The organism is Halomonas sp. SH5A2, from assembly GCF_014263395.1.
GTDB lineage: Bacteria > Pseudomonadota > Gammaproteobacteria > Pseudomonadales > Halomonadaceae > Vreelandella.
Genome location: NZ_CP058321.1, coordinates 2,402,077 through 2,424,793, shown reverse-complemented (window position 1 = coordinate 2,424,793; position 22,717 = coordinate 2,402,077). Strand labels below are relative to the sequence as shown.

22 protein-coding genes and 4 tRNA genes are annotated in these 22,717 nt (G+C 58.0%); 14 read left to right on the top strand and 12 right to left on the bottom strand.

The features are described from left to right. The first annotated feature begins 206 nt into the window (after positions 1-206). Genes HXW73_RS11350 through HXW73_RS11325 form a run of 6 tightly spaced genes read left to right on the top strand, consistent with a single transcriptional unit; the run spans position 207 to position 8,413 of the window. Positions 207-947, top strand: coding sequence for a GntR family transcriptional regulator (locus tag HXW73_RS11350; RefSeq protein ID WP_186253211.1), 741 nt, complete (start codon positions 207-209; stop codon positions 945-947). A 57-nt stretch (positions 948-1,004) separates the two neighbouring features. Then, positions 1,005-1,892 (top strand): methylisocitrate lyase, encoded by an 888-nt coding sequence (prpB, locus tag HXW73_RS11345; RefSeq protein WP_446719011.1) that lies wholly within the window; start codon positions 1,005-1,007, stop codon positions 1,890-1,892. Positions 1,893-1,948: 56 nt separating this feature from the next. After that, a complete protein-coding gene (gene prpC, locus HXW73_RS11340) occupies positions 1,949-3,076 on the top strand; it encodes a bifunctional 2-methylcitrate synthase/citrate synthase (RefSeq protein WP_186253209.1) in 1,128 nt (375 codons plus the stop codon). Positions 3,077-3,088: 12 nt separating this feature from the next. Then, entirely contained in the window at positions 3,089-5,713 is a 2,625-nt protein-coding gene (acnD, locus tag HXW73_RS11335) for a Fe/S-dependent 2-methylisocitrate dehydratase AcnD (RefSeq protein WP_186253208.1), read from the top strand. A gap of 16 nt (positions 5,714-5,729) precedes the next feature. Continuing rightward, the gene (gene prpF / locus HXW73_RS11330; RefSeq protein WP_186253207.1) at positions 5,730-6,914 is read left to right on the top strand and encodes a 2-methylaconitate cis-trans isomerase PrpF; all 1,185 of its coding nucleotides are present in this window, start codon (positions 5,730-5,732) and stop codon (positions 6,912-6,914) included. 11 nt (positions 6,915-6,925) lie between these two features. Continuing rightward, positions 6,926-8,413 (top strand): bifunctional 2-methylcitrate dehydratase/aconitate hydratase, encoded by a 1,488-nt coding sequence (locus HXW73_RS11325; RefSeq protein WP_186253206.1) that lies wholly within the window; start codon positions 6,926-6,928, stop codon positions 8,411-8,413. 57 nt (positions 8,414-8,470) lie between these two features. On the opposite strand, the gene HXW73_RS11320 is transcribed toward HXW73_RS11325, so the two are convergent. After that, positions 8,471-8,755, bottom strand: a complete 285-nt coding sequence (locus HXW73_RS11320; RefSeq protein ID WP_186253205.1) for a ComEA family DNA-binding protein — start codon at positions 8,753-8,755, stop codon at positions 8,471-8,473. A gap of 218 nt (positions 8,756-8,973) precedes the next feature. Here HXW73_RS11320 and pyrF point away from each other — a divergent pair, with 218 nt between their 5' ends. Further along, on the top strand, positions 8,974-9,672 hold the full coding sequence (pyrF, locus tag HXW73_RS11315; RefSeq protein ID WP_186253204.1) for an orotidine-5'-phosphate decarboxylase: 699 nt from the start codon (positions 8,974-8,976) through the stop codon (positions 9,670-9,672). Positions 9,673-9,679: 7 nt separating this feature from the next. On the opposite strand, the gene lapB is transcribed toward pyrF, so the two are convergent. The 3 genes from lapB to HXW73_RS11300 all read right to left on the bottom strand — a co-directional run bounded on the left by lapB (position 9,680) and on the right by HXW73_RS11300 (position 11,607). Next, a complete protein-coding gene (gene lapB, locus HXW73_RS11310) occupies positions 9,680-10,879 on the bottom strand; it encodes a lipopolysaccharide assembly protein LapB (protein WP_186253203.1) in 1,200 nt (399 codons plus the stop codon). Then, on the bottom strand, positions 10,880-11,185 hold the full coding sequence (locus HXW73_RS11305) for a lipopolysaccharide assembly protein LapA domain-containing protein (protein ID WP_186253202.1): 306 nt from the start codon (positions 11,183-11,185) through the stop codon (positions 10,880-10,882). A 125-nt stretch (positions 11,186-11,310) separates the two neighbouring features. Continuing rightward, positions 11,311-11,607 carry an integration host factor subunit beta gene (locus HXW73_RS11300; RefSeq protein WP_186253201.1) on the bottom strand — a complete coding sequence of 99 codons (297 nt, stop codon included), beginning with the start codon at positions 11,605-11,607 and terminating at the stop codon, positions 11,311-11,313. A gap of 206 nt (positions 11,608-11,813) precedes the next feature. On the opposite strand from HXW73_RS11300, the gene HXW73_RS11295 reads away from it, so the two are divergent. Together HXW73_RS11295 and HXW73_RS11290 are read left to right on the top strand one after the other, a co-directional pair. Then, entirely contained in the window at positions 11,814-12,107 is a 294-nt protein-coding gene (locus HXW73_RS11295; RefSeq protein ID WP_186253200.1) for an FAD assembly factor SdhE, read from the top strand. Beyond that, a complete protein-coding gene (locus HXW73_RS11290) occupies positions 12,067-12,465 on the top strand; it encodes a hypothetical protein (protein WP_240538614.1) in 399 nt (132 codons plus the stop codon). The genes HXW73_RS11295 and HXW73_RS11290 overlap by 41 nt, the downstream gene beginning before the upstream one ends. Positions 12,466-12,485: 20 nt before the next feature. On the opposite strand, the gene nadB is transcribed toward HXW73_RS11290, so the two are convergent. The 7 genes from nadB to uvrY all read right to left on the bottom strand — a co-directional run bounded on the left by nadB (position 12,486) and on the right by uvrY (position 17,848). Beyond that, the gene (gene nadB, locus HXW73_RS11285) at positions 12,486-14,066 is read right to left on the bottom strand and encodes an L-aspartate oxidase (RefSeq protein WP_186253199.1); all 1,581 of its coding nucleotides are present in this window, start codon (positions 14,064-14,066) and stop codon (positions 12,486-12,488) included. A 193-nt stretch (positions 14,067-14,259) separates the two neighbouring features. Further along, positions 14,260-14,346 (bottom strand) — tRNA-Leu (locus HXW73_RS11280). Between the two features lie 33 nt (positions 14,347-14,379). Beyond that, a tRNA-Cys gene (locus tag HXW73_RS11275) sits at positions 14,380-14,453 on the bottom strand. 88 nt (positions 14,454-14,541) lie between these two features. Continuing rightward, a tRNA-Gly gene (locus HXW73_RS11270) sits at positions 14,542-14,616 on the bottom strand. A 76-nt stretch (positions 14,617-14,692) separates the two neighbouring features. Further along, positions 14,693-15,241, bottom strand: a complete 549-nt coding sequence (gene pgsA / locus HXW73_RS11265) for a CDP-diacylglycerol--glycerol-3-phosphate 3-phosphatidyltransferase (protein WP_186253198.1) — start codon at positions 15,239-15,241, stop codon at positions 14,693-14,695. Between the two features lie 95 nt (positions 15,242-15,336). After that, complete coding sequence (gene uvrC, locus HXW73_RS11260; protein ID WP_186253197.1) at positions 15,337-17,151, bottom strand: excinuclease ABC subunit UvrC; 1,815 nt, start codon at positions 17,149-17,151, stop codon at positions 15,337-15,339. A gap of 46 nt (positions 17,152-17,197) precedes the next feature. Continuing rightward, positions 17,198-17,848: a UvrY/SirA/GacA family response regulator transcription factor gene (uvrY, locus tag HXW73_RS11255; protein WP_186253196.1), complete on the bottom strand. Its 651-nt coding sequence runs from the start codon at positions 17,846-17,848 to the stop codon at positions 17,198-17,200. A gap of 243 nt (positions 17,849-18,091) precedes the next feature. Here uvrY and HXW73_RS11250 point away from each other — a divergent pair. Continuing rightward, positions 18,092-18,167: transfer RNA gene (locus HXW73_RS11250), tRNA-Ala, on the top strand. Between the two features lie 78 nt (positions 18,168-18,245). On the opposite strand, the gene argF is transcribed toward HXW73_RS11250, so the two are convergent. Then, on the bottom strand, positions 18,246-19,166 hold the full coding sequence (gene argF, locus HXW73_RS11245) for an ornithine carbamoyltransferase (protein WP_186253195.1): 921 nt from the start codon (positions 19,164-19,166) through the stop codon (positions 18,246-18,248). 223 nt (positions 19,167-19,389) lie between these two features. Between argF and grxD the strand changes: the two genes are divergently transcribed. The 4 genes from grxD to recR all read left to right on the top strand — a co-directional run bounded on the left by grxD (position 19,390) and on the right by recR (position 22,692). Next, positions 19,390-19,740 carry a Grx4 family monothiol glutaredoxin gene (grxD, locus tag HXW73_RS11240; RefSeq protein ID WP_186253194.1) on the top strand — a complete coding sequence of 117 codons (351 nt, stop codon included), beginning with the start codon at positions 19,390-19,392 and terminating at the stop codon, positions 19,738-19,740. Between the two features lie 108 nt (positions 19,741-19,848). Further along, positions 19,849-21,720: a DNA polymerase III subunit gamma/tau gene (dnaX, locus tag HXW73_RS11235; protein ID WP_186253193.1), complete on the top strand. Its 1,872-nt coding sequence runs from the start codon at positions 19,849-19,851 to the stop codon at positions 21,718-21,720. 36 nt (positions 21,721-21,756) lie between these two features. Next, complete coding sequence (locus HXW73_RS11230; RefSeq protein WP_066319816.1) at positions 21,757-22,083, top strand: YbaB/EbfC family nucleoid-associated protein; 327 nt, start codon at positions 21,757-21,759, stop codon at positions 22,081-22,083. A 3-nt stretch (positions 22,084-22,086) separates the two neighbouring features. Continuing rightward, complete coding sequence (gene recR, locus HXW73_RS11225; protein ID WP_186256000.1) at positions 22,087-22,692, top strand: recombination mediator RecR; 606 nt, start codon at positions 22,087-22,089, stop codon at positions 22,690-22,692. Positions 22,693-22,717 lie beyond the last annotated feature (25 nt).

Sequence of the window (22,717 nt, the reverse complement as noted above, 5' to 3'; positions counted from 1 at the left end):
TTCTCGACGGCTTTCTCACGTTAATCGCACGATGCAAAACATTGCCGTCGGTGGTTTCCCGCTTTTCGCAAGATTGTTGACACCGCAAGACGTTATTACCCTAAGTCGTACGACAAAAGGCCTATCTGATCGTACAGTAAGCATGGTTGACGGCGGTTTTGCGGAAGACTAAAGTTGTTCTATCATTTAATTGTCGACAATTTGCCATGACGCTATCCGCTGTTACACCACACCAAGACGCATCCGATCATGAGGCGACTTCTCCCGAAGTGCGTACTCTGGCCGAGCGGGTTTTCCAGCAGCTCCAGGACGCTATCGTGCGCGGCGAGCTGGCCCCAGGCAGCAAGATCACCGAACCAGGGTTGTCGAAAGCCTACGGTATTTCGCGCGGGCCGCTGCGTGAAGCGATGCGTCGCCTGGAAGCACACCGCTTGATCGAGCGGGTCCCCCATGTGGGCGCGCGCGTCGTCAAACTCTCGATGAAAGAACTGATTGAACTGTTTGACGTACGCGAGGCGTTGGAGAGCATGGCCGCACGCCTGGCCGCCGAGCACATGTCTGCAGACGAGATTCAAGGGCTGCGGGACGTGCTGGCACTCCACGAGGGGCAGAGCGACCTGAAGCGCGGCGAGGCCTACTATCAGCGTGAAGGCGATCTCGATTTCCACTACCGCATCGTTCAGGGCAGCCACAACAAGATGTTGATGAATCTGCTCTGCGATGATCTTTATTACCTCGTCCGTCTCTACCGTACCCAGTTCAGTGCCAGCGGTGCGCGCCCCCAGCGTGCCTTTGTGGAGCACCATCGCATTGTCGACGCCATTGAAGCCGGGGATGCTGAACTCGCCGAGCTGTTGATGCGCCGCCACGTCAGCGCCTCCCGCGCCAATGTCGCCGACCGTTACGCCACCATTCTTGAACAACAATCATCGACACCCACGGATTAAATCGCCGTCTACCCGTGTCGGATCTCAAAGGAGTCTACATCCATGTCTCAATCTCCCCTGTCAGGGCTTACCCCCGGTGCGCGCTTCCGGGCAGCACTAGAGGCGAATCGCCCGCTGCCGATTCTTGGCACGATCAACGCCTACACGGCGATGATGGCTGAGCGGGTCGGTCATCAGGCGATTTATCTGTCCGGCGGTGGCGTGGCCAATGCCTCCTTTGGCTTGCCCGATTTGGGCATGACCACCATGAACGATGTTGTGGAAGATGCCCACCGCATCTGCGGCGCGACGGATGTCCCGCTGCTGGTGGATATCGATACCGGCTGGGGCGGGGCGTTTAATATCGCGCGCACCGTCAAGGAAATGCAGCGTGCGGGCGTGGCGGCGGTGCACCTTGAGGACCAGATCGCTCAGAAGCGCTGCGGGCATCGCCCCAACAAGGAGATTGTCTCCCAGCAGGAAATGGTCGATCGCATCAAGGCCGCGGCGGATGCCAGGCTCGACCCCGATTTTTACCTCATCGCCCGCACGGATGCCTTTCAGAAAGAAGGGCTGGACGCCGCGATCGAGCGTGCCAATGCCTGTATCGAGGCAGGTGCTGACGCCATTTTCGCTGAGGCGGTGCATACGCTGGACGATTACCGGGCGTTTTGCGAACAGGTCAATGCGCCGATTCTTGCCAATATTACCGAGTTTGGCGCGACGCCGCTGTTCACCCAGCAAGAATTGGGTGAGGTTGGCTGCCGGATGGTGCTGTATCCGCTCTCGGCTTTCCGCGCCATGAACGCCGCCGCGCTTCACGTCTATCAAAGCATTCTGGACAACGGCCACCAGAAAGACGTGCTGGACACCATGCAAACCCGTGACGAGCTCTACGACTTTTTGAACTATCACGACTTCGAACAAAAGCTCGACGCGCTGTTCGCCGAGCAGAAAGATACCTAATCGCCGTTACCCCCTACAAATTTATAACCTATAAAACACGCTAGCAGGAGACTTACATGGCTGATAAAGCGCAAAACAGTGCAGGACTTCGTGGCCAGAGCGCCGGCTCCACCGCGCTGTGTACCGTCGGTAAAACAGGCTCAGGGTTAACCTACCGCGGCTTTGATATCAAAGAGCTGGCTGAAAAGGCCAAGTTTGAAGAAGTCGCTTATCTGTTGCTGAAAGGCAAGCTGCCCAACCAGTCTGAACTTGACGATTACATTGCCAAACTCAAAAGCCAGCGTGGCTTACCCAGCGCCTTGAAAAACGTGCTGGAAGAGATTCCCAAAGACGCTCACCCCATGGATGTGATGCGTACCGGGACATCCATGCTTGGTAATCTGGAAACCGAGGAAAGCTTTGATGAGCAGGAAGATGTGGCCGATCGCCTGCTGGCCGTCCTGCCGTCGATCATTTGCTACTGGTACCGCTACAGCCACGATGGCGTGCGCATCGACACTGAAACCGACGATGCCTCGGTGGGCGGGCATTTTCTGCATATGCTGCGCGACAAGCCCGCTTCCGAGCTGCATGCGCGGGTGATGAATGTCTCGCTGATTCTCTACGCCGAGCACGAGTTCAATGCCTCTACCTTCACCGCCAGGGTATGCGCTTCGACGCTTTCGGACATGCACTCCTGCGTGACCGGGGCGATTGGCTCGCTACGTGGGCCGCTGCACGGTGGCGCCAACGAAGCGGCGATGGCGATGATCGAAAACTGGACCTCGCCGGAAGAAGCCGAGCGCGAAATGCTCGGCATGCTGAAGCGCAAAGAAAAAATCATGGGCTTTGGGCACGCCATTTACCGCGAGTCAGACCCACGTAATGCCATCATCAAGCACTGGTCGAAAAAGCTTGCCGACGATGTGGGCGATAACGTGCTCTACCCCGTATCTGAGCGTTGCGAAGCGGTCATGTGGCGGGAGAAAAAACTGTTCTGCAACGCGGATTTCTTCCACGCCAGCGCTTACCACTTCATGGATATCCCCACCAAGCTGTTCACGCCCATTTTCGTGATGTCACGGCTTACCGGCTGGGCTGCGCACGTGTTCGAGCAGCGAGAAAACAACCGCATTATTCGCCCTAGCGCTGACTATACCGGCCCTGAGAAGAGCGAATGGGTACCCATTGAAGCCCGTGATTAAGTGAGAATGACGATGAACACCAACTATCGCAAACCGCTGCCGGGTGTCACGGTCGACGGGGCTACCATCGATTATTTTGATACCTATCAGGCCGTGGAGGAAATCCAGCCCGGCGCCTACGCAACGCTGCCGTTTACCTCTCGGGTACTCGCCGAGCAGCTGGTGCGCCGCTGCGATCCAGAGCTGCTGACGGATGCCCTTACACAGCTGATCGAGCGTAAGCGCGACCTGGACTTTCCCTGGTACCCGGCGCGGGTCGTGTGCCACGACATTCTCGGCCAGACCGCGCTGGTCGACCTGGCGGGCCTGCGCGATGCCATTGCCGATAAAGGCGGTGACCCGGCGAAGGTCAACCCGGTGGTGCCGACGCAGTTGATCGTCGACCACTCACTGGCGGTGGAGCACGCGGGCTTTGAAAAAGACGCCTTCGAGAAAAACCGTCAGGTGGAAGACCGGCGCAATGACGATCGTTTCCATTTTATCAACTGGACGAAAGTGGCCTTCGAGAACGTCGATGTGATCCCGCCGGGCAACGGCATCATGCACCAGATCAACCTGGAGAAAATGTCGCCGGTAGTGCAGGTTCAACAGAACGTGGCGTTTCCTGATACCTGCGTGGGTACCGATAGCCACACGCCGATGACTGATGCGCTGGGCGTGATTTCAGTGGGTGTGGGCGGCCTTGAAGCGGAGAGCGTGATGCTCGGCCGCGCGTCGATGATGCGCCTGCCGGATATCGTTGGTGTGGAACTCACCGGCAGACTACAGCCGGGCGTGACCGGTACCGATATGGTGCTGGCGATTACCGAGTTTCTGCGTAGCGAGCGGGTGGTCGGCGCCTACCTGGAGTTTTACGGCGAGGGCGCCGATGCGCTAACTGTTGGTGATCGTGCAACGATCTCCAACATGACGCCGGAGTATGGTGCCACGGCGGCGATGTTTTACATCGACAACCAGACCATCGACTATCTCAAGCTTACTGGGCGCGAGGACGAGCAGGTGGCGCTGGTCGAGGCTTACGCCAAGCATACCGGTCTCTGGGCGGACAGCTTGAAAAGCGCCGAATACGAGCGGGTGCTGCGCTTCGACTTATCCAGCGTGACGCGTACCCTGGCGGGGCCTTCCAATCCCCATGCCCATCTGCCGACCTCCGAGCTTGCCAAGCGCGGCATCGCGGTTGATCTGGATAAAGCCCGCGCTGAAGAACAGGCGGGCAGAATGCCTGATGGCGCGGTCATTATCGCGGCGATCACCAGCTGCACCAATACGTCGAACCCGCGCAATATGGTGGCGGCGGGCCTGATCGCCCGTAACGCCAATCGGCTGGGTCTGCTGCGTAAGCCGTGGGTCAAGTCATCGCTGGCGCCGGGCTCGAAAACCGTCAAGATGTATCTGGAAGAAGCCGGCTTGATGAGCGAGCTGGAAGACCTGGGATTTGGTGTGGTGGCCTACGCCTGCACGACCTGTAACGGCATGTCCGGCGCGCTGGACCCGAAGATTCAGCAGGAAATTATCGACCGGGATCTCTACGCTACGGCGGTGCTGTCCGGAAACCGCAACTTTGACGGACGGATACATCCCCATGCCCAGCAGGCGTTTCTTGCCTCGCCGCCACTCGTGGTGGCCTATGCCATTGCGGGCACCATTCGCTTTGATATCGAAAAGGATAGCCTGGGGTACGATGCAGAGGGGAATCCGGTCACGCTTAAGGATATCTGGCCAGATGACAGCGAGATCGATGCGATTGTGAAATCGTCGGTAAAACCCGAGCAGTTTCGCGATACGTACATCCCGATGTTCGACCTTCAAAAGAGCGCGCGCACCCAGGTGAGCCCGCTGTATGAATGGCGCCCTCAGAGTACCTATATTCGTCGTCCGCCCTACTGGGAAGGCAATATGGCCAAAGAGCGCGACTTGAAAGGAATGCGCCCGCTGGCCATTTTGCCGGACAATATCACGACCGATCACCTGTCGCCTTCCAACGCGATTCAGTTGAATAGCGCGGCGGGTGAATACCTGGACAAGATGGGCCTGCCCGAGGAGGACTTTAACTCCTACGCCACCCACCGGGGTGATCACTTGACCGCTCAGCGTGCCACGCTGGCAAACCCCAAGCTGTTCAATGAAATGGTCCGCGACGAGCAGGGTAATGTGGTGCAAGGGTCGCTTGCCCGAATTGAGCCCGAAGGTAAGGTTTCCCGGATGTGGGAAGCCATTGAAACCTACATGGCCCGCAAGCAGCCGCTGATCATTATTGCTGGTGCTGATTACGGTCAGGGGTCTTCCCGCGATTGGGCAGCCAAGGGGGTCGCGCTGGCCGGCGTCGAGACGATTGTTGCCGAGGGGTTCGAGCGCATCCACCGCACCAATCTGATCGGCATGGGTGTTATGCCGCTGCAGTTTGGGGAAGGCACAACGCGCCACACGCTGGAGCTGGACGGCACCGAAATTTACGATGTGGAGGGCACCCCACAGCCGGGCGCTACGCTCACGCTGGTGATACATCGCCAAAGTGGCAGTACCGAGCGCGTGCCGGTGATTTGCCGTCTGGATACCGCCGAGGAGGTGTCGATTTACACCGCTGGTGGCGTACTGCAGCGCTTTGCCCAGGACTTCCTGGAATCGACAGCCGCCTAGTCGGAGATAACGTCAAATGCCTTACGGCCCTCAACTCAAAATCCCCGCCACCTATATGCGTGGCGGGACCAGCAAGGGTGTGTTTTTTAAGCTCGACGACTTGCCCGATGCCGCCCGGCAGCCCGGCGAGGCGCGCGACAAACTGCTGTTACGGGTGATCGGCAGCCCCGACCCCTATGAGAAGCAAATCGACGGTATGGGGGCAGCCACGTCCAGCACCAGTAAAACGGTGATTCTGTCGAAAAGTGAATCGCCCGAGCACGATGTGGATTACCTGTTTGGCCAGGTCGCTATCGACAAGCCGTTTGTCGATTGGAGCGGTAACTGCGGCAATCTCTCGGCGGCGGTGGGTCCCTTTGCGATTACCAATGGCCTCGTTGATCCTGGTCGCATCCCTGAAAACGGCGTGGTCGAGGTGCGTATCTGGCAGGTCAATATCCAGAAGACCATTGTATCGCGAGTGCCGGTGACCAACGGAGAGGTACAGGAAACCGGCGACTTTGAGCTCGACGGCGTCACCTTTCCCGCTGCCGAGATTCCGGTGGCCTTTATGGACCCGGCCGACGGTGAAGGGGCCATTTTCCCCACCGGAAATCTTGTCGATGATCTGGAGGTGCCGGGCGTGGGCACGCTCAAAGCCACCATGATCAACGCCGGTATTCCCACGGTGTTTATCAATGCCGCCGACATCGGGTATGCCGGTACCGAGCTTCAGGAAGCTATTAACGGCGATAGCAAGGCGCTTTCGATGTTTGAAACAATCCGCGCCCACGGAGCCGTCCGTATGGGGCTGATCAAACATCTGGATGAAGCGGCCAACCGGCAACACACGCCTAAAGTGGCGTTTGTCGCACCGCCGGCGGGGTATACGGCGTCGAGTGGCAAAACGATAAACGCTTGTGATGTCGACCTGCTGGTGCGGGCGCTTTCCATGGGTAAACTCCACCACGCCATGATGGGCACTGCCGCTGTCGCGATTGCCTCGGCGGCCTCGATCAAAGGCACCCTGGTCAACGAGGCGGCGGGAGGCGGTGAGCGCGATGCGGTCACCTTCGGGCACCCATCGGGCAGTTTGCGGGTGGGTGCTCAGGCAAGTCTGGTGGACGGGCGCTGGCAAATAGACAAAGCTGTCATGAGCCGCAGCGCGCGCGTATTGATGGAAGGCAGCGTGCGCGTTCCGGGAGATACGCTGAACCTGTAAGGGGGTAAGACATGCATACCGCCGACGTTAATGATCGTCCTGACTATGACCCTGAACTGCAAACGCTGGCCGACTACGTCCTCAACTTTCGTGCCCCGTCCGAGGAGGCGCTGACGACGGCGCGCTACTGCTTGATGGATACGCTGGGCTGTGGGTTGCTGGCGTTGCGCTTCCCGGCGTGTACCAAGCACCTTGGCCCGCTGGTCGAGGAGACGACAGTGCCGCATGGTGCTCGCGTACCGGGCACGTCGCTGCGGCTGGACCCGGTCAAGGCGGCCTGGGACATCGGTGCAATGGTGCGCTGGCTCGATTACAACGATACCTGGCTCGCCGCTGAGTGGGGGCACCCTTCTGACAACCTGGGCGCGATTCTTGCCGTTGCCGACCATCTCTCCCAGAAGCGAGTAGCCGAAGGCGCTGCTCCTCTGGTGATGGAGGACGTCCTGCATGCCATGGTCATGGCCCATGAGATTCAGGGCGTGCTGGCGCTGGAAAACAGTTTCAACCGCGTTGGGCTGGACCATGTGGTGCTGGTGAAAGTGGCTTCCACTGCGGTTGTCGCCAAACTGATGGGCGCTGACCGTGAGCAGCTGCTGTCGGCGCTTTCCCATGCCTGGGTAGACGGTCAGAGCTTGCGCACCTATCGTCACGCCCCCAATGCCGGTTCCCGGAAAAGCTGGGCGGCAGGCGATGCTACCTCGCGCGCTGTGCGTCTCGCGGATATCGCCATGCGCGGTGAAATGGGCATTCCCAGTGCCTTGAGCGCGCCTCAATGGGGGTTTTACGACATCGCCTTCAGCCATAGCAATAAAGACCTCAGTCTTAAGCCTGACGGCGAGCGTCAACTACGCTTCCAGCGTGAGCTGGGCTGCTACGTGATGGAAAATATTCTCTTCAAGGTGGCCTTTCCCGCTGAGTTTCACGCTCAGACTGCCTGTGAAGCGTCGGTGACGTTACATCCTCAGGTTAAAGATCGCTTGTCGTCTATCGAGCGCATTGTGATCACAACCCATGAGGCGGCCATCCGGATCATTTCCAAAACCGGCCAGCTTGCCAACCCTGCCGACCGTGATCACTGCCTGCAGTACATGGTGGCCGTCCCGCTGATGCAGGGGACATTAACCGCGGATCACTATGAAGACGGCTTTCATGCCGCGCACCCGCTGATTGATCAGCTTCGCGAAAAGATGGTAGTGGAAGAGGACCCTGATTATTCAAGCGCTTACTTAGACCCTGAAAAGCGCTCGATAGCCAATGCCGTTCAGGTGTTTTTTGATGATGGTACGGCCACTGAAAAGGTCGCCGTGGCGTACCCGCTGGGTCATCGGCGACGCCGCGACGAAGGCATGCCGTTGTTACTTGAAAAATTTCAGCGCAACCTAGCCACACGCTTTCCAGCACACCGCTGTGCGCAGATCATGCAGGTCTGCGAGGATCATGCAGCGCTTACGTCTATGCCGGTTAACCGCTTTATGGCGCTATGGGAGATGACGCCGTAAACGATGAACCGCCCGATTCGCTGGCGGCGTAATCGGGCGGCGTTTAGCGTTGTCATGTCAGTCTTCAAAGGTGACCTGATCGCGCATGCGGTCAACCGTTGCCGGTCCAATGCCACTGACGCGGGTAAGGTCATCGGCATTTTCGAAGTCGCCGTTTGCTTCACGCTCTTCAATAATGGCTTCGGCTCGGCTAGGGCCGACACCCGGCAGCTCATCGAGTAATTCAGGATCGGCGCTGTTGACGTTGATCGGGGCAATGTCCTGGGCCAGACCGTTGCTGGCAACCCCAATGCCGATGCTGAAGAGTAATGCGGCGAATAATCCTTTCAATGATAGCTTCATCCTAAGCCCCTTAATGGTCGCTTCATTCCTAATGGTGGTTATCAGTCCTATCGTGAACGGGGAAGCCCCGCTCTTTCACCTTAACTGGATTTCAGAGCGATGCTGTCGGAAATTAGCGATGCGTTATGTAAGCGTTTTGCTATACACGTATGGCAAAAGGCTTACATAGCGAGCCGGAGGGACTGATATAATGCGCCGAAACACTTGGGGAGCTTGGTATGGCTGGCACTGAATCACCGCTGATTATTGCACTTGATTACCCTTCGCTGGATGCGGCGCTATGTATGGCGGATCAGTTGGATCCGTCCCGGTGTCGGCTTAAAGTCGGTAAAGAGCTATTTACCCGCAGCGGACCTGCCGTCCTTGAAGCGTTGCACGGGCGTGGTTTCGACGTGTTCCTTGACCTCAAATTCCATGATATTCCCAATACGGTGGCCAGCGCAGTAGAGGCGGCCGCAGAGCAGGGCGTGTGGATGGTCAACCTGCATGCCAGCGGCGGTAGGGCCATGATGGAAGCCGCCGCGACGCGACTGGCGCAACAGCGCCTCACCACTCACCTGATCGCCGTGACGGTGCTGACCAGCATGCAGCAAAGCGATCTGGAGGAGGTCGGCGTATTGTCATCGGTTAGCGATCAGGTGATGCGGCTGGCCCAGCTCGCCAAGCAGAGTGGTTTGCACGGTGTGGTATGTTCGGCTCAGGAATCGGCTCAACTGGCGTCGCTGTGTGGTGGCGAGTTCTTGAAAGTGACGCCAGGCATTCGGCCTGCCTTCGCTGCGGCCAATGACCAGCAACGGATCATGACGCCCAGGGACGCGATGCAGGCGGGCAGCACGCACCTGGTCGTCGGGCGGCCGGTTACCCAGGCAGAGAGTCCCATGGAGGCGCTGAAAGCTATCGAGCAAGAGCTGGCATAGGGAACCGTTATTCGCCCTCAACCCCGATAATCGGTTTGATCGTGCCCCAGTAACGGCAAGTGGGGCACTGCCATTGCAGGGCATCGCTGGTAAAGCCACAGCGTTGGCAGCGGTGGCGGGGGCGATCCTTCAGCAATGCTTCGGTGTGATGCTTGAGCAGCACCAGCCGCGTGTCCGGTGCGTCTCTACCCTGCAGGCGTTGGCTTTCAATATACAGATCAACCAGATAGTTGAGTCCCCGTAAGCTAGGGGCCTGGCCGAGTAGTTCGCCGGTAACGCCAATCGCGGCGTCGACCCCATCCCGGTGATGGATCAGCTCTCCCAGTTCGATGATTAAGCTAGTGTAGGGCGCGACGGCAATTAGCTTGCGTAGATGGGTTTCAAGCCCGTCCTCATCGTTGTTGCGCAGGTAGGCGCGCTTTAACGCTGGCAACATGGTTGGAAGGTGGGCGTTATCTTGATCAAGAATGCGCGTCAAGTAGCCAGTCGCCTGCGGATAATGACCATTTTCCATTTCGAGCCCGGCCAGCAGTAGATTGGCGCGAACGCACTGGGGATCAAGTTGCAGGGCTTTTTTCAAATGGCGTTTGGCAAGCGCGCGGCTGGCATTGGCGGTCTCGAGTTCGGCCAGTTCGCACTGCCAGTGGGCCGCTGCACGGCGGATATTGGGGTACTGCTTGAACAGTGGAGCGGCAGTATCCACGGCGGCTTGCCAGTCTTTTTCCCGCTCTAATAGATCGATCAGTAGTCGTTTGGCAGGGTAGCGCAGTTCGCTGTCATGATCCTGGTCGAGCAGCGTTCTGAGCAGCCGCTGTGCCCGGTCATGGACACCCAGCGCCACAAAGTCACGCGCGAGCTCCAGTTGAACCTTCGCGTTAGTGGCATCGGAAAGTGCCGGGCGCGCCAGCAGATTTTGGTGAATGCTGACGGCTTTGTCGGCTTCGCCCCGCGAACGAAACAGGCGGCCCAGAGTGATGTGGGTCTCAACCGTGTCGCTATTGACATCCAGTGCGTTGATAAAGGTATTGATGGCTTCGTCGGGCTGCTCGTTGAGCAGATAGTTGAGTCCGACAAAGTAATCCCGGGAGAGACCGTTGTGGGTAGGGCCCGAACGTTCGCTTGACCGCCGGGACGCTTGGCGAAAGCCGAGCCCGTAGCCAATCGCAATAGCGACGAATAAAACGCCCAGCAGCGCGATGTCCAGCATTTAAGCCAGTTCCTTAAACTCCTGCGTGCGTAGCTGGTCAAGTTCCTTGCTTTGTTGTTTGTTCTGCCGTTCGCTACGGGCCAATCTGGCTTTGAGGCGTATATACACGCCAATCATGGCCAGCATGCCAATAAGCACGCCAAACGTTAACGTTGCCAATAGCCAAACGGATAACGAGACGGCGGGTAGCTCCAGCCAAATCAGGTTCAGCGCAATGGCTTGCTGGTTATTGACCGCAAACAAAATACCCACCAGCAGTACTACCAGCAAAATGATGGCCAGAATCAGCCCTTTTATCCAACGCATGAGAAGTTCCTAATCAGTAGCTTTCACGGTAGTGCCATTGTGTACGAGTCGCCGCCCGACGTCATCCCAAAGAAGGCATGAATCCGCTTTTAATGCCTGGCAAACGGCAATAACGCCTTGCTATGTCAATACCCCAATGCACGGCTCGCATCGACCTGTTCGCGTAATTCCTTGCCCGGCTTAAAATGAGGAACGTGCTTTCCGTCAAGCTCGACGGGTTCGCCGGTTTTCGGGTTACGCCCTGTGCGTGGCTCGCGGTAGTGAAGTGAAAAACTCCCAAAACCACGAATTTCCACCCGCCCGCCACTGGAAAGCGCGTCGGTCATGTCGTCGAGAATAATCCGGACGGCGGTCTCGACTTCTTTGGCCGACAGCTCTGGTTGGTGCATGGCAATTTGTTCGATTAATTCAGATTTGGTCATCGGTTGGCTCCCTGCGGACGTTTAAGGTCGATCAATACGGCCTTTCTGTCACCTTATTCAGCATACTGCGCAATCGGAGATAAAACAATTTAGATAAAACAAGGTACTACAATCGATATTAGCATAGGCCAAGCGAGGCCCTGGCGCGACCCTGTGGCTTAGGTATACTGACACCTTATTCCATTTTTTCCCAAGAGAGGCCAACGTTGAGCGACGACACATCCCCAGCCGCTATCGCCCGCAAGCGGCTTTACTGGCACTCACGTCGAGGTATGTGGGAGCTGGATTTACTGTTAATTCCCTTTTTGGAACAGCGTTACGACCAGTTGGAGGAAGGTGATCAGCGCGCCTTTCAGCAACTGATTGATGAAGAAGACCAGGATTTGTTTGTCTGGCTGATGCGCCGGGAATGGCCGGGCGACCCTGTCCTGCGTCGTATGGTGAAGATGATCGTCGAGCATGCCGAAAGCACCGATAATTCTGCCTATCGAACGCTCTAGGCTCTGGGTTGGGCTACACGGCGCCCTGCTGCTGGGGCTTGCTTTAATGTGCCTGGCAACCGTGGGTTGGGCGTTGACTGCTGTCGTGGTGTTAGTGGGAGGAGGGTGCCTTTGGCGCAGCATTCGTTGCCTGCCCCATGGCACCCTTTATCTTTTGCCTCGCGCGCAAGAACCCCTTGGCCGCTGGTTGCTGCCACAAGGCGAGCTTGATGAGTCATTGGTCGTCAGTTGTGACTACCTGACGCCTTGGCTGGTAGGCCTGAAAGTGGGTCAACAGCGCGTCTGGCTATGGCCCGATAGCATTCCCTGGGAAGCGCACCGGGCGGTACGCCGTCTGTTTCACTCTCCCGGTCGTTAAATGTGCCGTCCGACAGGCAACTAGCCCTTGGCTAGATCATTGAGAGTGAGCCGGGACGGCTGGCTATGTTCAGCGTGACTGGGCCAATCCATGGTGTAGTGCAAGCCTCTCGATTCATGCCGCTGCTGCGCCGCGGTGACCGTTAACCGTGCAAGGTTGATCAACTGCTGCAAGCGCTGTGCCTCGACCGTCATCTTGCCAGTGCTCAGCTCGCCAAGTGCGGTGGCTATCTCGGTGAGGACCTTGCTGGCAGCGGCGAGGCCAGCAGTGCTTCTCACAATGGCGACGTGCTGGCTCATGGTGGCACGTAGCTGTTTACGCAACGCTGCGATCTGGGTGTCGGTAAACGCATCGGCGCCGGGGAGCGACGGCAATTTGACGTCGTATTGCCTTGCGGCGGAGGCGGTCGTTTGAATGGCGTGGGCGCAACTCCGGGCAAACACCAAGCACTCCAGCAATGAGTTGCTGGCCATACGGTTGGCCCCATGCAGCCCCGTGCAGGCTGTTTCGCCGATGGCGAAGAGCCCCGGTACGCCAGTGGCGCCGGTAAGGTCGGTGGCGACCCCCCCGCAGCTATAGTGTGCGGCGGGAACCACGGGAATGGGCTGTTGGGTGATGTCGATCCCGCGCGATGCGCAGTGCGTCTGAATCGTCGGGAAGTGATGCTGGATAGCTTCTACCCCCAAATGGCGTATGTCCAGCCATACATGGGGCAGTGCCTGGGCCTGTATCTCGGCGTCAATGGCGCGCGCGACAACATCCCGGGGGGCCAGCTCGGCTCTGGCGTCAAGTGCAGGCATAAAGCGCTTACCAGCCGAATTGAGCAGGTGACCGCCTTCGCCACGTACGGCTTCGCTAATCAGAAAGGCCGGGCCATCTGGGTCGTACAGGCAGGTGGGGTGAAACTGTTGAAACTCCAGGTTCATCAGGGTGGCACCGAGTTCTGCCGCCATGATCATGCCTTCGCCACTGCTGGGGGCGGGGGTCGTGGTGTGTTGGTAGAGGCCGCTGGCTCCCCCGGTAGCGAGTACCGTGTGCTGTGCTGTCAGGGTATGCCACTGGTGTTGCTCGTCGAGCGCGTAAGCGCCTATACATGCCCCTTGGGCGTCTTGCATCAACCCCGCCACGCTAAGGTGGTGGTGCTGCTGGATATTGGGGTGCGCCGAGACGCGTTCTAACAGCGTATCGACCACGGCGCGCCCGGTGGCGTCGTCAGCGTGAATGATACGCCGTGCGTTATGACCGCCTTCACGTGTCAAGTGAAAGGGATAGCGCGCGTCGACAGAGCGGTCGGGTGTAAAGGGCACGCCGCTATCAATCAGCCACGCAATGGCGTCCGGGCCGTGCTCGACTGTGAAGCGCACCGCTTGCTCATCGCACAGGCCGTCACCGGCAACCAAGGTATCGTTGACGTGGGCATCGACATGATCGTCAGGTGAAAGCACGGCGGCAATGCCCCCTTGTGCCCAGCGGCTGGCGCCCTTGTCGTCCTGCGCCGGGCGTATCAACGCAACACGGTGCGTATCAGCCACGGTCAAGGCAAGGGTTAAGCCGGCAACGCCGCCACCGATGATCAATATCTCTGAGGTGGGCGTCGTCATGGGGTACTCCTTAGCGGGCTTGACCTGGGCTGTGAGTCAACGGATCAGCGATGGCTGATAGCGTTCGGGGTGACGGCAGGCATCATAGCGCGGTGTCAGGCAGATGGCGATAACGCAGGCACTGGATTTTTCAGCGCGGTTAATAACAGCTAAAAAACTGACAAGGTAAAAAAATATCGGGGGAGATCAGGGATGGTGCCCGGAGCCGGACTTGAACCGGCACGGGGTTGCCCCCGAGAGATTTTAAGTCTCTTGCGTCTACCAATTTCGCCATCCGGGCAGCGCAGCGATGGGAATCGGTGCACCAGAAAGATGGAGGCTGGAGTCGGAATCGAACCGGCGTACACGGAGTTGCAGTCCGCTGCATAACCACTCTGCCATCCAGCCTCGGTGAGTCGTTGGAGCGGGAAAGGAGATTCGATCGGACTGGCGCACCAGCTCACGACCCTCACTTGCTTATCCACACTATCCAAGTTGGAGCGGGAAAGGAGATTCGAACTCCCGACCCTCGCCTTGGCAAGGCGATGCTCTACCACTGAGCTATTCCCGCTCGACTCGAGGGCGAATTATACGCAACGCGTTTATCTTGTCAATCAAACATTTCCGCTATCAGGTCGTGTTGAGACTCACATTGAGCGACTGAGATGGGGCCAGGCAGATTTTAAATACTGGATCATCGACCAGAGCGTTAATATCGCCGCGGCGTAAAGAATAACCACGCCGATTTGCGCCAGCGGATGCGCCGGGGAGAAGGCGAGCAGCACCAGTATGGCGACCATCTGCAGGGTGGTTTTTAGCTTGCCTATCCAGGAGACGGCCACCATGCCGCGCTTGCCCATTTCCGCCATCCATTCGCGTAGGGCTGAAATGACAATTTCACGCCCGATGATCACCAGTGCGGGGAGCGTCAGTAGTGCCGTATCAAAGCGCTCGATCAGCAATGCCAAGGCGACGGCGACCATCAGTTTATCGGCGACAGGGTCAAGAAATGCCCCGAACGGCGTGGACTGATCCCAGCGACGCGCCAGGTAGCCATCAAGCCAGTCGGTGATCGATGCCAGGGCGAACAAGCCCGCGGCGATAGGCATGCTCCAACTGAAAGGCAGGTAAAACAGCACCACCAGCAGGGGAATAAACGCGATTCTTGCGAGCGTGAGTATGTTGGGTATATTCATCGCGGAGTGCGATCCTTGCCGTGGAGTCATGGAAACAACGTGTCTGGCGCTATTCTATCTGCCTTGGCCTATGGCATCCATGTTCACGATGGGTTTTATCCATGGAGTGCGCGATAAATACTTTCGGCCAGGGCTTCGCTTATGCCTGGAACGCGGGCGAGTTCGGCGCGGCTGGCTTTTTGCACACCTTGCAAACCACCAAAAAAACGCAGCAGTTCACGCCGCCGTTTGGGGCCGACCTTGGGGATGTCCTGAAGTGTCGACGTGCGCCGTGCTTTATCGCGCTGGGCGCGGTGGCCTGCAATGGCAAAGCGGTGTGATTCGTCACGAATATGTTGAATAAGGTGCAGCGCCGGAGAAGCGGGGTCGAGCGGTAATGGGTGGTCAGGCGTGTCGAGAAACACACTTTCAAGGCCGGCTTTTCGTGTGGTGCCTTTGGCCACGCCCAGCAGGGTGATGGAGCTGATCTCCAGCGTGCTCAACACCTCGCGCGCCATGTTCAACTGCCCCTTGCCGCCGTCGACAATTAAAATATCCGGCGCTACCGCTTCGCCATTTTTAATTCGTTTGAGCCGCCGCGTTAACGCCTGTTGCATGGCCGCATAGTCATCCCCCGCCGCCACGCCCTCGATGCGGAAATGGCGATAATCGCCCTTGCGAGGCCCTTGCTGATCAAACACCACGCACGAGGCCACGGTGGCTTCGCCGTGGCTGTGGCTGATATCGAAGCATTCCAATCGCTGGGGCGTTTCCTCAAGCCCGAGTGCCTCTTGCAGGGCGCTGAAGCGCTCACTCAGTTGGCTCTGGTTAGCGAGCTGGGAGGCCAGTTGCTGCTCGGCGTTGGTCATGGCCAGGTGTTGCCATTGGGCGCGGTGGCCGCGTACCTGGCTGGTAACCCGGATGCGCTTTCCGGCGTGCTGGGAGAGTGCCTCAGACAATAACTGAGCATCTTCAAGCGGATGGCTGGTGATCACCTCACTGGGAATATTATGCGGCTGGCCCAGGTAGTACTGGCTGACCACCTCGGTCAACAGCAGCTCCGGGGACAAGTCGAGATCGTTTTTGGGCATGTGGTGGCGTGCGCCAAGTAAACGGCCATCGCGCACGCTCAGAACCGAGATGCCCAGTGCGCCCGGGCGCTGGGCCAGGGCGAAAATATCGGCATTGCCGCTTTCGGTATCGACAAACTGACGCTGCTGAAGCTGACGCAATTGCTGTATCTGGTCACGAAAGCGCGCGGCTTCTTCAAAATCCAGCGCCTGGCTTGCCGCCTCCATTGATGCGGTCAACTCCTGGGTGACATGTTCGCTTTTGCCTTCCAGGCACATCACAGCGTGTTCAACGTCGCGCTGGTAATCTTCGGCAGAGATGTAGTCCACGCAGGGGGCGCTGCAGCGCTGAATCTGATACTGCAAGCATGGGCGCGACCGGTTCGCGAAAACGCTATCTTCGCAATTGCGGATACGGAATATCTTTTGCATCAGGGCAAGACTTTCACGGACGGCGCCGCTGCTGGGGTAAGGTCCGAGATAGCGTCCATCACCACGCCGTTGGCGCGCCCGCTTGTATTCAAGCGCGGGGTAGGGGTGGCGGTCACTGACGAACACGAAAGGGTATGACTTATCATCGCGCAACAGTATGTTGTAGAGAGGCCGCAGTTCCTTGATGAGCGTCTGTTCGAGCAGCAGGGCTTCTGTTTCGCTGCGGGTGACGGTGACCTGGACATCCGCAATGCGCCCAACCATGGCTTGGGTTTTGGTGTTGAGTTGGCCGCGGAAGTAGCTGGCCAAGCGATCTTTCAGGCGCTTCGCCTTGCCGACATAAAGGGTGTTGCCCTCTGTGTCGAGCATCCGGTAAACGCCGGGAGACGTGCTTACCGTGCTTAAAAACTGTTTTGCATCAAAGGTCATAGTCAAGCGTTGCTGCCTTTATCGCCGCCCGGTAGTCAACGAGAGATCAACTTTCTGCTTGATCAAACCCCTCAACCAAATTGTGGCGTAGCGCAAGGTGGGTCAGTTCCACGTCGGTGGCTACCTGAAGCTTTTCAAACAGACGATAGCGGTAGGTGTTAACTGTCTTGGGGCTCAGGTGCAGACGGTCAGAAATATCCTGAACCCGCTGGCAGTTAACAATCATCAGCGCTATCTGCAGTTCGCGGTGCGACAGGTGAGCGAATGGGCTGTCTTCAGTGTGGAAGTGTAACATGGCCAGCCGCTGGGCAATTTCTTGGCTGATATAGCGTCGCCCATGAAAGACGTCACGAATGGCGTTAACCATTTCAGTGGCGTTGGTCCCCTTGCTCAAGAACCCTGCGGCCCCCGCTTCGAGCATGCGCCGGGCGACGTTATCCTCTAAATAGCCGGTAAGAATCAGTACCTTGATGTCTGCCATGCCACGATGAATGCGACGCGTGGCTTCCAGACCACCTATGCCCGGCATGCGGATGTCCATCAGCACTATATCGGGTCTCAACTGACGGCACTTGGAAACGGCACTTTCCCCGTCATCGGCCTCACCGACGATATGAATATCGGTTTCATCGTTCAGTAGGTGGGCGATGCTTGTTCTCACCAGGTGGTGATCATCGGCAATTAAAACGTTGATCAAAGGACAAGCTCCTGCATTGAAGGGGCACATTTTGCATGCGGTGGATTCCAGAAGCTGGGTCGGTGTCGCTTGCGCCCATCAGTGCTAAACAAGCAGGCTAACTCGACTATGTGACCCTGTTATGTCCTATAGAGTGCCACAGCTGTCAGCAAAGGAGAATTAGTAAACGGTGAAATACGTAAAACCTTGACCAACGACAATTGGCATCGTAGTATGCGCCTCGCTGTTGCAACGACAGCATGTGGGGCCTTAGCTCAGCTGGGAGAGCGCAACACTGGCAGTGTTGAGGTCAGCGGTTCGATCCCGCTAGGCTCCACCATGAATATTCTAAAAAACGCCCCATCGGTTCACCGGTGGGGCGTTTTTTTGTCGGTTGCGGGACGAAGCAGCAGAGTTGCTAAGAACTCACCTTGCCGAGTAGCAAGAACTCGATTAGCGCCTTCTGGGCATGGAGGCGGTTGCCGGCTTCCTGCCAAACCACGGCGCGCGGGTCGTCAAGTAGCGTGTGACTGATTTCCTCGCCGCGGTGAGCAGGCAGACAGTGCAGAAACAGCGCGTCAGGCTTGGCTTTATCAAGCAACGCCTCGGTGACCTGAAACCCTGCGAAATCCGCCTCGCGCTTGGCCTGTTCTTCTTCTTGCCCCATGGAGGCCCAGACATCCGTGGTGATCAGGTCGGCGTCATCGGCGGCGGCTTGCGGGTCGTGCAGGAGTGTCACCTGGTCGCCAGCGGCCGCCATGATGTCGGCTCGCGGCTCATACCCCTTGGGGCAACAAATCCGCAGGTGGAAGTCGAATTGACGCGCGGCATTGATCCAGGAGTGGCACATGTTATTGCCATCGCCCACCCATACGGCCGTCCGCCCCTTGACGCTGCCGCGAAGCTCGGTCCAGGTCATGACATCGGCGAGCAGTTGGCAGGGGTGGTAGTCATCGCTCAGCGCGTTGATGACCGGAACGCTGCTAGCGCTGGCGTAGGTTTCCAGACCGGCGTGAGAAAAGGTGCGAATCATCACGGCATCGACCATTTCGGCCAACACGCGGGCAGTGTCTTCAATGGGTTCGCCGCGTCCCAACTGCGTGTCACGGGGAGAGAGAAACAGGGCATGGCCGCCGAATTGCGCCATGGCTGTCTCGAACGAAACGCGCGTGCGAGTTGATGATTTCTCGAAAATCATCGCCAGCGTGCGGTTAGGCAGCGGCGTGTAACGTGGTCCCTGCGCCTTCAAGTTGCTCTTGACAGTGATGGCACGCTGAATCAAATAGTTCAGTTCGTCGGGCGTTAAGTCCAGTAACGTCAGAAAATGGCGTGTCGCCATGAAGGTAGTCTCCGCGCAAAAACCCTATCCTAGCGATGCCCTGGGGGATGCGCAACGTGGTTGGCACGCGTAGAATGGCAATCACCGTATAAGGTTGAGTAGTATGCTCGGGTATTAAAAACGCCATGCCTCAAGCATGCTGCACTATCTATCAATCGCCTTGAGGCCACCCGGCGGTGCGCCGTCGAACCGACCATCGAGGCCAATCTCTGCAGGAGACTCTATGAGCACCACAGCCGACAATATTCAGCGTCAAATCAGTGAAAACCCGATCCTGATTTACATGAAAGGCACGCCTCAGTTGCCGCAGTGCGGCTTCTCAGCGCAAACCGTGCAAGCACTGATGAGCTGCGGCGAACGCTTTGCGTTTGTCAACGTGCTGGATAATCCAGACATTCGCGCCGAGCTGCCGAAAATTGCCAACTGGCCGACATTCCCGCAGCTGTGGGTTGAAGGTGAGCTGGTCGGCGGCTGCGATATCGTGATCGAGATGCATCAGAACGGCGAGCTCGAAACGCTGGTAAAAGAGGCGGGCCAACGCGCCGCTGCCAATGAAAGCGGTGACAATCCCTAACAGGTTTGCCTGGCCCGTTGGGTAGACGGTTGGCGGGTCGTGGCGCAGTCGCTAGAATAACCTTTTATCTTGGCTCTGAAGCCACACCGCCCAAGGATGTCATGCTCAATGAGCTATCAGGTTCTGGCCCGTAAATGGCGCCCGCGTACTTTTCACGAGCTTGTGGGCCAGGCCCATGTGCAGCGTGCCCTGGTCAATGCGCTTGACCAGGGGCGCCTGCACCATGCGTACTTGTTTACCGGTACGCGGGGCGTGGGCAAGACCACGCTGGCACGCATACTTGCCAAGTGCCTGAATTGTAACGCCAATGGTCGCGGCGACGAGGGGGTTACCTCAACCCCTTGTGGTCAGTGCGATAGCTGCCAGGCCATCGATGAAGGGCGTTTTGTCGACTTGATTGAAGTGGACGCCGCCTCGCGCACCAAAGTCGAAGACACCCGTGAACTGCTCGATAACGTTCAATACGCCCCGACTCAAGGGCGCTATAAGGTGTACCTCATCGATGAGGTGCACATGCTCTCGACAAGCAGTTTCAACGCGCTGCTGAAAACACTTGAAGAGCCTCCCCCTCACGTCAAGTTCCTGCTGGCGACCACCGATCCGCAAAAGCTTCCCGCGACGGTGCTTTCGCGCTGCCTGCAATTCACGCTCAAGCACATGCCGCCGGAACGCGTGGTGACACACCTGACGCACATACTGAACAGTGAAGGTGTCGCGTTTGACGAAAGTGCGCTTTGGCTACTGGGTAAAGCGGCTGAAGGCTCCATGCGCGATGCCATGAGCCTGACTGATCAGGCGATTGCCTTTGGTCAAGGCGCCGTCAGGCATGCGGATGTGGCGGCGATGCTGGGCACTCTGGATCACCGCCATGTGATTGCGCTGATAGAGGCGTTGGCGGAGGTTAACGTTGCCCGCTTGCTGGCGGAAATCGGTCAGTTGGCCGAGCAAAGTCCTGATTTTGCCGCCGTGCTGGATGACGTTACCGGCGTATTGCACCGCTTGGCAGTGGCGCAGATGGTCCCCGACGCGGTGGATAACAGCCACGGTGACCGTGACGTGATCCTGCAATTGGCATCGCGTTTCAGCGCCGAGGATATCCAGCTGTACTATCAAATCGGTATTCAGGGGCGTGGCGATATGCAACATGCCCCCGATTTGCGCAGCGCGCTGGAAATGACGCTGCTGAGAATGCTGGCGTTCCGCCCTCAGGGAGTGCCCAAGCCGCCGACAACGAAGCTACCGCTTCAGCCGGAAGCGCCTATCCAGCCCGAAGCGCCTGAAGAGGCGCCTGCCAGCGAGCAGCCAGAAGCAAAGCCAGAGGATTCGCCGGCATCTCCGGCGTCGGTCAACAATGAAGATACGTCACCTGCGCCGCCATGGGCCCTTGACGCGTCTCAGGATGAGTCAACGCTAACCTCAGAACCAGAACCAGAACCAGAACCAGAACCAGAACCAGAACCAGAACCAGAACCAGAACCAGAACCAGAACCAGAACCAGAACCAGAACCAGAACCAGAACCAGAACCAGAACCAGAACCAGAGCCAACTGCGCAAGTCAGCGCTTGTTCACCTCCGGCAGAGTATTGGGATCACGCGCAGTGGCTTGAGCAGTTCGATGCCCTGGGGCTGGGCGGCCTGACGCGTAACCTGGCCGCCCATTGCCAGCTCGACAATGATGATGGCCACACCCTCACGCTGCGGTTAGCGCCTAGCCAGTCGGCGATGCAAGCCGAGGTTCACCAGACGCGCATCGAGAATGCCCTGGCCGAGCTGGGCGTTACCCGTCGCGTGGTGTTTCATGTTGAAGCCCTTGCCGATGCCCTGGAAACCCCTCGGCAACGCGAAGTGCGTTGCCAGGCGGAGCGTCACGCTCACGCGGTTGATGTCTTGCAGCGCGACCCCCATGTAGTAGAGTTAATGCAGGCTTTCGGCGCACAGCTGGTCGAAACCAGCGTCAAACCTGTTGAAGCGTCGCGCTAACGCTGTGCGATCCACTGATGATTGGAGAGTCTTACCATGATGAAAGGCGGCATGGGCAACTTGATGAAGCAAGCCCAAGAGATGCAGGAAAAAATGCAGCGTGCCCAGGAAGAAGTGGCCGAGGCAGAAGTATTGGGCGAAGCCGGAGCCGGCATGGTCAAAGTGACCATGAATGGTCGTCATGACGTGATTTCGGTCGATATCGACCAGAGCGTCATGCAGGAAGACAAAGAACTGCTGGAAGATCTGCTGGCCGCTGCCGTCAACGATGCAGTGCGCAAAGTCGAGGTCAATTCAAAGGCCAAAATGGAAGAAGCCACTGCCGGGCTTGATCTGCCCCCCGGCTTCAAAATGCCATTTTAAATGATGCGGTTTTCTCCGCTTGTCGAGCAACTGATGGAAGCCTTTCGCGTGCTGCCGGGGGTTGGTCCCAAAACAGCACAGCGAATGGCGATGCACCTGCTGGAAAGGGATCGACCCGGCGGTCAGAAGCTGGCGTCCACCATTCAGCAGGCGATTGACGAAGTCGGCTACTGTCAGCGTTGCCGAACGCTGACAGAAGCGGATATCTGCGCGTTGTGTGAAAGCCCACGCCGCCATGACCATCTGCTATGCGTGGTGGAATCACCTGCAGATCAATTGGCGATTGAAGAAGCCGGTGGCTTTCAGGGACGCTATTTCGTCCTTCACGGCCACCTGTCGCCGCTGGATGGCATTGGGCCTGATGCGATTGGCCTGGATGTGCTTGAAGCCCGAGTCGCGGAAGGGCAGGTAACAGAAGTGGTGCTCGCCACCAACCCCACGGTGGAAGGTGAGGCGACGGCGCACTATATTGCCGCCTTGCTGGCGAATCATGGTGTATCGCTATCGCGGCTTGCCTACGGTGTCCCCATGGGCGGTGAGCTGGAGTACGTAGACGGTGGCACGCTGAGTCGAGCGTTCAACGGCCGCCAGCCGTTCAGTAGTGAATAATTTATCTTAAGCAAGCGCTCAGGCG